The following is a 12,668-nucleotide window of genomic DNA, read 5'->3' as shown; positions in this document are numbered from 1 at the left end:
TCGTGGGTTCTACGAGCTATTGGAGCATTGACCTGCAGCCATACACCTCGCTACTCAACGTATCTGATGCTTGTGCAGCAAACGGTAGAAGGTCGGCCTGGATATCCCTAATACCTTGGCGGCGATGCTCAAGTTATCGCTATGACGGTTAAGCACATCACACAACGCCTGACGTTCTGCCCGGTGTTTGTAGTCTTCCAGCGTGCCCATCGGTGCGGAACCGGTTTGATGGCTGATCAGCCCCAGGTCTCGCGCCTCGATCTGCCGGCCTTCGGCCAGGACCAACCCGCGTCGTACCCGGTTGGCCAGTTCGCGAACATTGCCCGGCCAGTCATGCTTGCCCATGGCTATCAAGGCATCCTCACTGAAGCTGCGCGGACGGCGGCCGGTTTCATGACTGTAGAAATGGGAAAAGTGGTTGGCCAACATCGACAAATCGCCATTTCGCTCACGCAGGGGCGCAGTCGAGACCTGCAAGACGTTCAGGCGATAATACAGATCTTCGCGAAAGCGCTTCTTCTCGATCGCAGCCTCAAGATCGACGTGGGTCGCGGCCAACACCCGCACATCCACGGGAATCGGCTGACTGCCACCCACTCGCTCGATGTCCTTCTCCTGGAGGAAGCGCAACAGGTTCGCCTGCAGTTCAAGAGGCAGGTCACCGATTTCGTCGAGGAACAGCGTACCGCCATTAGCCGCTTCTATTCGCCCGACCTTGCGTTGATGGGCGCCTGTAAAGGCCCCCTTCTCGTGACCGAACAGTTCGGACTGGATCAGGTGCTCGGGAATCGCGCCACAATTGATCGCGACAAAGGGTTTGTTGTGGCGCAACGATTGCCGATGCAGCGTGCGGGCGACCAACTCTTTACCTGTCCCGCTTTCGCCGCGAATCAACACTGGAGACTCCGTAGGCGCCAGTTTGCTCAGGAGCTTGCGCAACTCGCGTATTGGCTTGCTGTCACCGAGCAACTCGTGCTCGGGCTGATCGATATGCACCGTGCCCTGCCCGCGAAGACGGGCCATGCCGAAAGCCCTGCCCAGCGTCACCTGGACTCTGGAGACATCAAAAGGCAAGGTATGGAAATCGAAAAACCACTCGCAGACGAAATCCCCGACATTCTGCAGTCGAAGCACTTCCTGGTTGAGCACGGCGATCCACTCGGTACCGCTGCGGCTGATCACCTCTTTGACGGCGTCCGGGTGCTCGAGATGCCAGGGCTGCAAACGCAACAAACCTACGTCACACGTTCGGTCGGTGGCGTTTTCCAGCGTGCAGCTGTCAACGTCCCAACCCACGGAGCGTAATCCGGGCAATAGTTGATGGCAGTCGTCGCACGGATCCACCACAAGTAAACGTCTTAAGGCAGGCGCATCGCTCATGACTGTTCCTTGGCGCCAAAGTCAGGAAAAATTATTAAAAACAGTCATTTGGCAAACCTGACTGTAACATTAGCAAGAATTTGACAGAGCCTTGTATCGTTTGACTATAGAGCGGCCCTGGTATTAGTTATAAGAAGAGACTTCGATAAAAATACCTGACAAGCCCAGGTTTTCATTCAGCGTTCAAAATGACTCGGGCCAACCGGGTATATGAAAGAAAGTTGAAATTTCTTTTGATTGCATGTGACCCGAACCACCCTTGCGGGCATCAGTACAAGTAACCAGCCGAAGGGTCAGCCCAACCGTCGGCCTATCACTTGATTGGGCATACCGAGGGAACATCCAATGAACGCCCCGCTCCGTATCAACGAAGCTCTTCTGATTGCCGACCGCGCATTCCAGCCTTTCCAGTGCGTGGCCTGGGCGCCACAGGACGGCAACGGTGAACTCAGCCTGACCGTTATCGATCGCACCAAAAACAGTATAGGCCGCAAGCTGATCCCGAGCAGCGCCTACACCGACCCGGCACAACTTGAACGCCTGCTCGAACAGGCGCGTGCCGAGTTGAGCCACGAAGGTTATACGCTCCAGTCGTGGTCGATGCCGCATTAATATTTTTTTGCGGATTACTCCGGGGTAATCCGCGCCCTTCCCCGTCGTTAACAGGTTGGCTGATCATTGCCAGCTGAACTTATGACATGCCTTTATTCAAACTTCCGTGTGCCTTTATACATTGCAGGCTTGCCACTGGTTCGAAAAGACACTGTTGTGGCACACAGCGACCCTCCATCTGTTAGTTATGACAGTTGTGCATTCAACCATTCAGGTTTTGAATATTCTCCCTATACAGTCGCCACCCAATTCCCGGATCAGGACGACTTGCAAGGAGGTGCGTGCATGTCAAGCCAGTCCGTTGTGGCTTCGCCCTCAACACTCAGTCATGCAGGCAAACTGGATCCTGCATTCGCCACCCAAGGCAAATCCCAGGTCTATTTCGCCGGCAGTCTTTCAAGCATCGCCCATGACGTCGCAATAGATTCCCAGGACCGCCTGTTGGTGGCGGCCAAGGTAGGCACCCCGGGCGGCAGTCGCTTCGGTCTGGCTCGCCTGCTGGAGGACGGCTCGGCGGATCTCGCCTTTGGCAATCAAGGCAGTGTCATCGGGCAGTTCCAACAAGGTTTTGAAGCCATGGCTGCCAGGGTTCGCGTGCTCCCCGATGAGCGCATTCTGGTCGTCGGCCTGCACTACGCAAATACGCACCTCACCCTCCCCGCACTGGCATTGTTTGACCCACAGGGTCGTCCCGTTCAGGACTTCGGTGACAATGGTCGCTGCATCGTGCGTCTGCCAGGCAAGCTCTCCCATGGTATGCGTGATGCCTGGCTTCCACCCGGCGTACCGGGCGCCGAAGCCTGCGATGTCGACGTTCAAGCGGACGGTCGGATCCTGCTGATGGCCAACCATCACTTCGAACGGGCCGATCATGCCGGCCTGCTCATTCGACTGAACCCCGACGGATCGCTGGACAGCACATTCAATGGCCGCGGGTTCGTGATCGTCAGGCACTTGCTGATGAACACTTGGCTCAGCAGCCTGAAGATTCAGTGTGACGGGCGAATCCTTGTGGGCGGGTCGATCAACCTCCCCGGAGAAGGATTGCTGGCCCGTTATCGCGCGGACGGCAGTCTCGACACCCATTTTGCCGTGGACGGCTTCATGCGTTTCGAGGCGCGGGGACATAGCGCTCAGGTCAACCGGATCGTCCAGCAAGACAATGGCGACGTGCAGTGTTTCGGCAGCAGTCGTGAGCCGATGCGCTGCCTGGCCTTGAAAGTCCACATCAATGGCCGCCCGGACAGTCACTGCAACGGCGGGCAGCCGCAATTGCTGGAAATCGCCAATAACGGTTGCCAATGGACCGCCGCACAGGCGCAACCGGACGGCAGTGTGGTGGTAGCCGGCGCAACCATTGGTGGCGTCGAGGCCGACTTTCTGCTGGGGCGATACTCGCCTGACGGCCAGCTCGATCCGGACTTTGGCGATGGCAACGGTTGGGTTCGCACCCGTCTCGGTCGCAGCCTGGACACCGCCACCTCGGTGGCCGTGCAGCGTGATGGAAACATTGTCGTGGGCGGTTATTCCCTGGACGGCCACTATCGGGCGATCGTCGCCCGTTACCTGGCTTAGCCCACTGGATTTTTTCCTACACTTGATCTTCCCATCCGCTTACGGCAAGTTGCGCGCTTCTTAATACAAGGAGCAGCCAATGTCCGGCTCGATGGCCCAGGCGTTCGCCCGTAATTTTCTGGGCAACTCACCCCGCTGGTACAAGGTTTGTATTGTCGGCTTCCTGATTCTCAATGCCCTGGTGCTGTGGACAGCAGGTCCGGTGGCAGCCGGCTGGTTGCTGGTGCTGGAATTCATATTCACCCTGGCCATGGCGCTCAAGTGTTATCCACTGATGCCTGGCGGCTTGCTGCTCGTCGAAGCGTTGTTGCTGAAAATGACCACGCCACAAGCGCTCTATGACGAGCTGGTGCACAACTTTCCGGTGATCCTGCTGCTGATGTTCATGGTGGCCGGCATCTACTTCATGAAAGACCTGCTGTTGTTTCTGTTCTCGCGGTTGCTGCTTGGGGTCCGCTCCAAGGCGCTGCTGTCGTTGATGTTTTGCTTTTTGTCGGCGTTCCTGTCGGCCTTTCTCGACGCCCTGACCGTGACAGCCGTCATCATCAGTGCTGCCGTCGGTTTTTACTCGGTGTACCACCGGGTGGCCTCGGGCACCGATCCCCGCCAAGACGGCGAGTACAGCGATGATCGGCACCTGCCTTCCCTTCATCATGGCGATCTCGACCAGTTTCGTGCGTTTCTGCGCAGCCTGCTGATGCACAGTGCCGTCGGTACGGCGTTGGGTGGCGTGTGCACGCTGGTGGGTGAACCGCAGAACCTGCTGATCGGCCATGAAATGGGTTGGCATTTTTCCGAGTTCTTCCTGAAAGTCGCTCCGGTTTCACTCCCTGTCCTGGTCGCGGGTCTGGTCACCTGCGTCCTGCTGGAAAAATTGCGCTGGTTCGGCTACGGCACCTTGCTGCCGGACAACGTCCGCGCCGTGCTGGCCAATTACGCCGCCGAGGACAATGCCGAACGCACCTCGCAACAGCGTGCAGCCCTCATCGTACAAGGCGCGGCCGCACTGATCCTGATTGCCGGCCTGGCCTTTCATGTGGCGGAAGTGGGTTTGATCGGTTTGATGGTGATCGTGCTGATCACAGCGTTCACCGGCATCACCGATGAACACCGTCTCGGTAACGCGTTTAAGGATGCGATGCCATTCACCGCGCTACTGGTGGTGTTTTTCGCCGTGGTGGCAGTGATTCACGATCAACAACTGTTCACGCCATTGATCCAATGGGTGCTGGCGCTGCCTGCCGATCAACAACCGGGCATGCTGTTCATCGCTAACGGGTTGCTCTCGGCGATCAGTGACAACGTGTTCGTGGCGACCATCTACATCACCGAAGTGAAACAGGCGTTCCTTTCCGGGCACATGAGCCGTGAGCATTTCGAGACCCTGGCCATCGCGATCAACACGGGCACCAACTTGCCGAGCGTGGCGACACCCAATGGTCAGGCTGCGTTTCTGTTTCTGCTGACGTCGGCAATTGCACCGCTGGTTCGCCTGTCGTATGGACGGATGGTGTGGATGGCGCTGCCCTATACGGTAGTGATGGGTGGTCTTGGTTGGTATGCCGTGAGCTTCTGGCTCTAACACTGCCCCAAAAAACGAGGGAGCGAGCCTGCTCCCTCGATTGGGTCTAAAGGGTTATCGAGGGAGGATATACCGCTCAATCGCCAGAGCCGCACCGTCCTCGGTATTGGCGCCCGTCACCACATCGGCCTGGCGTCTGACTTCTTCCTCGGCCTGCCCCATGGCGATCGACAGACCGGCGCGATGGAACATGGCCGGATCATTACCGCCATCGCCCATGGCCGCCGCCTGTTGCAGCGGTACACCGAGAAACCCGGCCAATGTCGCGAGGGCGTCACCCTTGTTGGCACGTATCGCGGTCACGTCCAGATACACCGGCTGCGAACGCGAAACCTGGGCCTGCCCTTCCACCAGCGGTAACAACCGCGCCTCCAGCTCAACCAGCAACTCGGCGTTGCTGCTGGCGGCGACGATCTTGTCGATGCGAGCAAGAAACGGCTCGAAACTGTCGACGCTCACCGGTGGGTACCCCAGCCCGTGCTGCTCTCGCGGCACCATGGGGCCGCTCGGATCTTTCACCAGCCAGTCGCCACCACTGAACACCCACACCTCGATATCCGGCTGATCGGCGAACAATGCCAGGGCGATCAGCGCCGCCGTGGCAGGCAAGTAATGCGCGACCAGCAAACTGCCATCCGGATTGACGATCGTGCCGCCATTGAAGGCCGCCGTCGGCAAGTCGACGCCCAGTGCCTCGATCGCCTGCAACATGGCTTTGGGGGGCCGGCCGGTGGCGAGACTGAACAGCACCCCGGCCTCACGCAACGCGCGTACCGCGTCGATGGTGCGCTGACTGAGGCTGTGATCGGGCAGCAGCAACGTGCCGTCCATGTCACTGAGCAAGAACCGGATGGGATGTTGCGCTACCTCACTCATCCGAGACCATGCCAGACGCGACCGTCGCGAGCCAGCAACTCTTCGGCGGCCTGCGGCCCGTTTTCACCCGCGGCATAGCTCTGTACCGCTGAATCCTGCTGCCAGGCGTCAAGGAACGGTTGTACGGCCCGCCAGCCGTTTTCGATATTGTCGGCGCGCTGGAACAGCGTCTGATCCCCGGTCAGGCAGTCATAGATCAAGGTTTCGTAGCCGGTGGACGGCTGCATTTCAAAGAAATCCTTGTAGGCGAAGCCCAGTTCTATGTTTTCCATCTTCAGTGCCTGGCCAGGCCGTTTGGCCAGCAGATCGAACCACATGCCTTCATTGGGCTGAATCTGGATCCGCAGATAGGTCGGTGCAAGCTCTTCGACCTCGGTATCACGGAACTGCGCATAGGGCGCCGGCTTGAAGCAGATGACGATTTCGGTGTCGCGCACGCTCATGCGCTTGCCGGTGCGCAGGTAAAACGGCACACCGACCCAGCGCCAATTGTCGATCATGACCTTCAGGGCCACATAGGTTTCGGTGTTGCTGTCCGGCGCGACCTTGTCTTCCTGGCGATACCCCGGCAGTGGTTTGCCGTCGACTTCGCCGGCGGTGTATTGACCGCGTACCGAATTGATCCGCGCGTCTTCGACCGACCAGGGACGGATCGCGCCGACCACCTTGGCTTTCTCGCCACGAACCGCATCGGCGCCAAAGGCCGCCGGAGGCTCCATGGCCACCATCGCCAGCAACTGGAACAGGTGATTGGGCACCATGTCCCGCAGAGCGCCGGTGTGCTCATAAAAACTGCCACGGGTTTCCACGCCGACGGTTTCAGCGGCAGTGATCTGCACGTGGTCGATGTAATGGTTGTTCCAGAATGCTTCGAACAGGCTGTTGGAAAACCGGCTGACCAGAATGTTCTGCACGGTTTCCTTGCCCAGATAGTGATCGATCCGGTAGATCTGCTTTTCCGTCATGACCTTGAGCAGGCATGCGTTCAAGGCTTCGGCGGTTTGCAGATCGGAACCGAAAGGCTTTTCGATCACCACCCTTCTGAAGGATTCGGGGCTTTCCTCCAGCAAACCGGACGCGCCGAGACGACGCGCCACCTCACTGAAAAAACGTGGCGCGGTGGCCAGGTAGAACACCGCATTGCCAGTGCCACTGGCAGCGATTTTTGCCCCCAGCGCTTGATAAGTGCTGTCGTCCAGGAAATCGCCCTGGACGTAGCTGATGCCCTTGGCGAGTTTGGCCCACACCTGCGGATCAAGGGCCTGATCGCCCTTGCCGACTTTCGCGGCCGCCTCGTTGCGAATGAAGTCTTCGAGTTTTTGCGCGAAGCCTTCATCGCTGATGGCGTTGTGGTCAACGCCGATGATCCGCAGTCCATCCCCGAGTAACCCGTCGCGCTTGAGGTTATACAGCGCCGGCATCAGCAGGCGCTTGACCAGATCGCCATGGGCGCCGAACAGAAACAGCGTGGTCGGTGGCGTGGGTTCAGCCTTGGATTTTCTGCGGATCACATGGGTCATTTTTTAGGTGTCTCCACATGACCGCCAAAGCCGAAGCGCTGGGCCGAAAGGATCTTGTCGCCAAAGGTGCCCTGGCCACGGGAACGGTAGCGCGAGAACAGCGAGTTCGACAGCACCGGAACCGGTACTGCTTGTTCCATGGCCGCTTCGATGGTCCAGCGGCCTTCACCGCTGTCCGCCACAGAACCGGAGTAGCCTTCAAGTTTCGGGTCGCTGGCCAGAGCGTCGGCGGTCAGGTCCAGCAGCCAGGACGACACCACGCTGCCACGACGCCAGACTTCGGCGATGTCGGCGACATTCAAGTCGAAACGCTGGTCTTCCGGCAGGTTGGTGCTGGCCTTGGTCTTGAGAATGTCGAAACCTTCGGCGAAGGCCTGCATCATTCCGTACTCGATACCGTTGTGAATCATCTTGACGAAATGCCCGGCACCCGCCGGGCCGGCATGGATGTAGCCGTGTTCGGCACGGTTATCATCGGATTGGCGGTCCCTGGTGCGCGGAATGTCGCCCATGCCCGGTGCCAGGCTTCGGAACAGCGGATCGAGGCGCTCTACGGTCTCGGCATCGCCACCGATCATCATGCAGTAACCGCGCTCCAGGCCCCAGACGCCGCCGGAAGTGCCGACATCGATGTAGTGCAGGCCTTTTTCCGAGAGGGTTTTCGCGCGACGGATATCGTCTTTATAGAAGGTGTTGCCGCCGTCGATGATGGTATCGCCGGCTTCGAGCAGGCTGCTCAGGGTGTCGATGGTGTCTTCGGTCGGCGCGCCTGCCGGCAGCATGACCCAGACTGCTCGTGGTTTGGCCAGGCCAGCGACCAGGGCCGGCAAATCGGCAACCCCGGTGGCGCCCTCTTCGCTCAACGCGTCGACGAAGGCGGTATTGCGGTCGTACACAACGGTGGTGTGCCCGTTGAGCATCAGGCGCCGCGCAATATTACCGCCCATGCGGCCCAGTCCAATAATCCCGAGTTGCATGTGCTGATGCTCCTTACTACAAATAAAAGTGTGTCAAAGGTTATAGCCCAACGCGACTAATGAAGCTTAGTCCAGAGCGTCGGGATGAAGTTTCCGGGCATTGTGCCCGATCCAGACTGATAACGTCGGGAATCGTGCCGAAGACACAACGACCGCAAAAAATAAAAAAGTTCCCTTCGGGAGCGAAAGAAATCAAAATCGGCGCCGATAGTAGATCAGCCGCTGATGTGGGCGGATTTACAGTTGAGACACGCCATTTGCGAGGTGAGCAATGGGCACAGTACACACCGCACTGCCAGCACAAACCCTTTATGTCACTGTCCGTCGCGATGAATTGCGCCAGTTGAAAGACGAACGCGATCAGTTGAAACACGAATTGGCGCAATTGCGCTTGCTGCTCCAGAGGCAACAGCCCTTGCCCTTGACTCAGGACGCCTCCTCCGCCTGACCTCCCTCGCTCAAATCGGAAGCAGCTCTGCACTGCTTCCGATGCAGGGTAGCCTTTCGTCTACCATGCCAACTCACGAATTTTTCACATTTTCTTGGTAATACTCTGCGCCCTTTAAATGTCGTGGCCACCTCTTGCGTGCGCCTCCCGTCTGTCGCCCCCTCTGACTGACGGTGATGAACTCTGGCTGGAGCGTTGAATGTTTTGGTTTAAGCGCAGCGATGTGGCTGTGAAAGGTTTCGATTGGACCGCCCTTCTCTGGATGTTTCTGTTCTTCTGGTATTTCTCCGGCATCACCCAACTGCTGATCCAGTTGACGGGCACCTCGGGTTTCTCCGGGTTCCGCCAAGCGTTTTTCATGAGTGCCCTCTGGCTTGCGCCAATGCTGCTGTTCCCGAAAAAAACACGCGTCATGGCTGCGGTGATCGGCGTGGTGTTGTGGGCCTGCTCCATGGCGAGCCTGGGTTACTTCTTCATCTATCAGCAGGAATTTTCCCAAAGCGTCATCTTCATCATGTTCGAGTCGAACGTGTCTGAAGCCGGCGAGTACATGACCCAGTACTTCTCCTGGTGGATGGTGCTCGCGTTCCTCGCGCATACCGCGTTTGCCTATTTCCTTTGGACGCGCCTGCGCCCCGTGTACCTGCCCCGTGGCAAGGCATTGGTGGCCGCGACCGCCATTCTGGTGGCAGTGGTCGGTTATCCCCTGATGAAACAGACGGTGCGGGCAGGCAGTTTCGCGCAAGGATTCGACAAATTCGAAAGTCGCATCGAACCTGCGGTGCCGTGGCAGATGGCCGTGGCCTATCACCGTTACCGGGAAACCCTGGCCGGCATGCAGGACATGCTCAAAAGTGCCAGCACGATCCCGCCGCTGCACAATCTGAAGGACGCGATGGCCAACCAGCCCGCGACCCTGGTACTGGTCATCGGCGAATCCACCAACCGGCAGCGCATGAGCCTGTACGGCTATCCGCGGGAAACCACGCCGGAACTGGACAAGCTCAAGGATCAACTGGCGGTTTTCGACAACGTCATCACACCGCGCCCGTACACGATCGAGGCGCTGCAACAGGTGCTGACTTTTGCCGACGAAGAACATCCTGACCTGTACCTGTCGACACCATCGCTGGTCAGCATGATGAAACAGGCTGGCTACAAAACCTTCTGGATCACCAACCAGCAGACCATGACCAAGCGCAATACCATGCTCACGACCTTCTCCGAGCAGGCCGACGAGCAGGTGTACCTGAACAACAACCGCAACCAGAATGCCGCCCAATACGATGGCGACGTGATCGAGCCCTTCAACAAGGCCCTGGCCGACGCGGCACCGCGCAAGTTGATTGTGGTGCACTTGCTGGGCACGCACATGAGCTACCAGTACCGTTATCCTGCGTCCTTCGACAAGTTCAAGGACCGTAACGGCGTACCGTCAGGCGTGCGCGACGATCAGGTGCCCACTTACAACAGCTATGACAACGCGGTGCTGTACAACGACTTCGTGGTCTCGAGCCTGATCAAGGATTACGCCAAGTCTGATCCGAACGGCTTCCTGCTGTACCTCTCCGATCATGGTGAAGACGTTTTCGATTCCACTGGCCATGGCACGCTGGGGCGCAACGAAAACAAGCCGACAGCACCGATGTACACCATTCCGTTCATGGCATGGGCCTCGCCGAAATGGCGCGAAACCCATGACTGGAGTTTTGCCGGCGATCTGGGACGCCCTTACAGCAGCTCGCAACTGATCCACACCTGGGCCGACCTGGCCGGTCTGAGTTTCGATGAACTGGATCGCAGCAAAAGCCTGGTCAGCGACAGCTTCAAGCCACGGCCCTTGCTGATCGGCAATCCGTACGAGCGCCAACAGCGGCCATTGATCGACTTCAGCCTGATGAAACCCAAGGCAGCGTCTGCCGTCGTTCAGCAGTAAACCTTTTCAGGGGCCGGTTCCGGCCCCTTTTTCCTGGGCGCGCGCAAGGCCGAGCTGGCCAAGGCGTACCACCTGCCCGGCAATTGGCGGGCACTGACGGGCCGGCCCCCGATAATCGACGACACTCAGCCTGGACTGGAAACTGGACTTGAAATTCCAGATCTCGCCAATTCCCTTTTAATGGAATCGGCGGATAATCGGGATTCGACTTCGATTCATTGATTCATGGACGAATGGCATCCGACAGCTATTAGTGGGAGGCACACCATGAAACGTATTACGTTGACCCTCGCCATCCTGATGACACTTGGCTCCACCTGCGCCTTTGCCGAAGGCGGAGCCGAACGCATGCGGTACTACTACGAAACCCTGCGATACAACCAACAACTGGCGTTGGGCAACGCCACGCAAAGTCAGACGACGCCGATGCGGGTCCCGGACGATCAAACCGCGCAGATGACCGAATCCTACAGACCGAAATGATTGTTACACCTCTGACTGTCCTGCTCTGCAGTCAGAGTCGATCATTGGGCGTCCTGATGGGCGCCCCTTTTTTGCCATGATCAGAGCACCTTGATCAAAGCGCCTTGATCCAGAACATCATGCGCCCGTGCGCCGGATCGAACTCGCCCGGGGCAAAGCCGAACTTGCCATACGACGCCTGGGCCACCGCATTGCCCTCCAGCACCTCCAGCGTGATTTTGCAGCAGCCACGCTGGCGGGCGATCTCCTCGACCTTCTGCAACATCCGCTGGCTCAATCCCAATCCGCGAAACTTCGGCACCACCGCCACATCGTGAATATTGACCAACGGCCGGCAGGCAAAGGTCGAGAAACCTTCGAAGCAGTTGACCAGCCCGGCCGGCTCGCCGCCGACAAAGGCCAACACGCTGAAGGCATGGGGACGCTTGGCCAGCTCGCCCGGCAGGTGTTCCAGCACACTGGCAGGCAAGGAGTGACCGCCCCCCATCGGGTCTTCAGCGTAACTGTTCAACACCAGACAGATCGCTTCGGCATGCACCGGATTGGTATAGCTGGCTTGCAGTACTAGTATTTCCGCGGAATCCATTTCCATCCTCGTTTGCAGTAGCCCCAGCGCGTTGTTCGCGCTGGAAGGCCGGGTGAAGATATCGTGGGCGCCGCTGCAAATCAAAGGATCGCAGGCTCAATGCCCCCAAATCAAAGCCTCGGTCCAGCCCAATTCGGCAAAATCCCCGGCCCGCAGATGCGATTCGCCGACACAGAAAAACTCATCCAGCTGTGGCGGCTTGACTGAAGTCGCGCTGAGCATCCCGTGGACCTGACCGCGATGGTGAATCTGGTGCTCGAACAAGTGCGACAACAGACGCAGACGGCTCTCGTACTGTGGCGTGTCCCGGGCGATGGTCACGGTCCTGCTCAGGTCCGCATCGCGCATTTGCTCGCAGTAGGCGATCAAGCGTCGATCGACATGGGATTGCTCACGCATGAGATCGGCGGCCAGGGTGTGCGGCTCGTCGTCCTTGAAAAAAACGTAGCAATCGGGGTGCGGCTCATCGCCGCGCAACTCGCGCTCTAGAGCATCTACATAAAACCAGTCACAGGTCAGGATATGGTTGAGGGTCGCGCGGAGACTGGGAAAGAAACTGGTGCGCGGCGCCGCCAGCTCATCCTGGCTCAACTGGCACCAGGCCTTGGCCAGTCGATGGTTGGCCCAGGCGTTCTGGTAGGCCATGGTCAGCAAATGGTGTGACAGCGGTTGATTCATCTTCACGCCTCCTGA

At 58.5% G+C, this 12,668-nt stretch carries 12 protein-coding genes; 6 read left to right on the top strand and 6 right to left on the bottom strand.

What is annotated here, in order from left to right:
- Positions 1-54: 54 nt before the first annotated feature.
- Entirely contained in the window at positions 55-1,380 is a 1,326-nt protein-coding gene (locus tag AC1Q6D_RS07975) for a sigma-54 dependent transcriptional regulator (RefSeq protein WP_103405702.1), read from the bottom strand.
- Between the two features lie 345 nt (positions 1,381-1,725).
- Here AC1Q6D_RS07975 and AC1Q6D_RS07970 point away from each other — a divergent pair, with 345 nt between their 5' ends.
- From AC1Q6D_RS07970 to nhaB, 3 genes are all read left to right on the top strand, one after another.
- The gene (locus tag AC1Q6D_RS07970; RefSeq protein ID WP_047528546.1) at positions 1,726-1,992 is read left to right on the top strand and encodes a hypothetical protein; all 267 of its coding nucleotides are present in this window, start codon (positions 1,726-1,728) and stop codon (positions 1,990-1,992) included.
- Positions 1,993-2,277: 285 nt separating this feature from the next.
- Positions 2,278-3,567, top strand: a complete 1,290-nt coding sequence (locus AC1Q6D_RS07965) for an NHL repeat-containing protein (RefSeq protein ID WP_103405703.1) — start codon at positions 2,278-2,280, stop codon at positions 3,565-3,567.
- A gap of 79 nt (positions 3,568-3,646) precedes the next feature.
- A complete protein-coding gene (gene nhaB, locus AC1Q6D_RS07960) occupies positions 3,647-5,149 on the top strand; it encodes a sodium/proton antiporter NhaB (protein ID WP_103405704.1) in 1,503 nt (500 codons plus the stop codon).
- Between the two features lie 54 nt (positions 5,150-5,203).
- Here the strand turns inward: nhaB and AC1Q6D_RS07955 are convergent, their stop codons facing one another.
- The 3 genes from AC1Q6D_RS07955 to gnd are packed head-to-tail and all read right to left on the bottom strand — an operon-like array spanning position 5,204 to position 8,522.
- On the bottom strand, positions 5,204-6,025 hold the full coding sequence (locus tag AC1Q6D_RS07955; RefSeq protein WP_103405705.1) for an HAD family hydrolase: 822 nt from the start codon (positions 6,023-6,025) through the stop codon (positions 5,204-5,206).
- The gene (gene zwf, locus AC1Q6D_RS07950) at positions 6,022-7,545 is read right to left on the bottom strand and encodes a glucose-6-phosphate dehydrogenase (protein ID WP_103405706.1); all 1,524 of its coding nucleotides are present in this window, start codon (positions 7,543-7,545) and stop codon (positions 6,022-6,024) included. Before zwf ends, AC1Q6D_RS07955 begins: the two co-directional genes overlap by 4 nt.
- Positions 7,542-8,522, bottom strand: coding sequence for a phosphogluconate dehydrogenase (NAD(+)-dependent, decarboxylating) (gene gnd / locus AC1Q6D_RS07945; RefSeq protein WP_103405707.1), 981 nt, complete (start codon positions 8,520-8,522; stop codon positions 7,542-7,544). The genes zwf and gnd overlap by 4 nt, the downstream gene beginning before the upstream one ends.
- Positions 8,523-8,793: 271 nt before the next feature.
- Between gnd and AC1Q6D_RS07940 the strand changes: the two genes are divergently transcribed.
- From AC1Q6D_RS07940 to AC1Q6D_RS07930, 3 genes are all read left to right on the top strand, one after another.
- Complete coding sequence (locus tag AC1Q6D_RS07940) at positions 8,794-8,970, top strand: DUF6026 family protein (RefSeq protein ID WP_178083146.1); 177 nt, start codon at positions 8,794-8,796, stop codon at positions 8,968-8,970.
- A 199-nt stretch (positions 8,971-9,169) separates the two neighbouring features.
- Positions 9,170-10,906, top strand: a complete 1,737-nt coding sequence (locus AC1Q6D_RS07935; RefSeq protein WP_103405708.1) for a phosphoethanolamine transferase CptA — start codon at positions 9,170-9,172, stop codon at positions 10,904-10,906.
- 267 nt (positions 10,907-11,173) lie between these two features.
- A complete protein-coding gene (locus tag AC1Q6D_RS07930; protein WP_103405709.1) occupies positions 11,174-11,389 on the top strand; it encodes a hypothetical protein in 216 nt (71 codons plus the stop codon).
- Positions 11,390-11,483: 94 nt separating this feature from the next.
- On the opposite strand, the gene AC1Q6D_RS07925 is transcribed toward AC1Q6D_RS07930, so the two are convergent.
- On the bottom strand, positions 11,484-11,975 hold the full coding sequence (locus AC1Q6D_RS07925) for a GNAT family N-acetyltransferase (protein WP_090469446.1): 492 nt from the start codon (positions 11,973-11,975) through the stop codon (positions 11,484-11,486).
- 96 nt (positions 11,976-12,071) lie between these two features.
- Positions 12,072-12,653 carry a DinB family protein gene (locus AC1Q6D_RS07920; protein WP_103406068.1) on the bottom strand — a complete coding sequence of 194 codons (582 nt, stop codon included), beginning with the start codon at positions 12,651-12,653 and terminating at the stop codon, positions 12,072-12,074.
- Positions 12,654-12,668: the final 15 nt, after the last annotated feature.

It is taken from the genome of Pseudomonas sp. MT92 (assembly GCF_058792515.1).
The sequence above is the reverse complement of the archived record's forward strand: the minus strand, read 5'-3'. Positions and strand labels throughout refer to the sequence as shown.

What these genes read in the sequence shown, in the direction of transcription:
- AC1Q6D_RS07975 (WP_103405702.1), bottom strand. Translation starts at nt 1,380, where the DNA reads ATGAGCGATGCGCCTGCCTTAAGACGTTTACTTGTGGTGGATCCGTGC.
- AC1Q6D_RS07970 (WP_047528546.1), top strand. Translation starts at nt 1,726, where the DNA reads ATGAACGCCCCGCTCCGTATCAACGAAGCTCTTCTGATTGCCGACCGC.
- AC1Q6D_RS07965 (WP_103405703.1), top strand. Translation starts at nt 2,278, where the DNA reads ATGTCAAGCCAGTCCGTTGTGGCTTCGCCCTCAACACTCAGTCATGCA.
- nhaB (WP_103405704.1), top strand. Translation starts at nt 3,647, where the DNA reads ATGTCCGGCTCGATGGCCCAGGCGTTCGCCCGTAATTTTCTGGGCAAC.
- AC1Q6D_RS07955 (WP_103405705.1), bottom strand. Translation starts at nt 6,025, where the DNA reads ATGAGTGAGGTAGCGCAACATCCCATCCGGTTCTTGCTCAGTGACATG.
- zwf (WP_103405706.1), bottom strand. Translation starts at nt 7,545, where the DNA reads ATGACCCATGTGATCCGCAGAAAATCCAAGGCTGAACCCACGCCACCG.
- gnd (WP_103405707.1), bottom strand. Translation starts at nt 8,522, where the DNA reads ATGCAACTCGGGATTATTGGACTGGGCCGCATGGGCGGTAATATTGCG.
- AC1Q6D_RS07940 (WP_178083146.1), top strand. Translation starts at nt 8,794, where the DNA reads ATGGGCACAGTACACACCGCACTGCCAGCACAAACCCTTTATGTCACT.
- AC1Q6D_RS07935 (WP_103405708.1), top strand. Translation starts at nt 9,170, where the DNA reads ATGTTTTGGTTTAAGCGCAGCGATGTGGCTGTGAAAGGTTTCGATTGG.
- AC1Q6D_RS07930 (WP_103405709.1), top strand. Translation starts at nt 11,174, where the DNA reads ATGAAACGTATTACGTTGACCCTCGCCATCCTGATGACACTTGGCTCC.
- AC1Q6D_RS07925 (WP_090469446.1), bottom strand. Translation starts at nt 11,975, where the DNA reads ATGGATTCCGCGGAAATACTAGTACTGCAAGCCAGCTATACCAATCCG.
- AC1Q6D_RS07920 (WP_103406068.1), bottom strand. Translation starts at nt 12,653, where the DNA reads ATGAATCAACCGCTGTCACACCATTTGCTGACCATGGCCTACCAGAAC.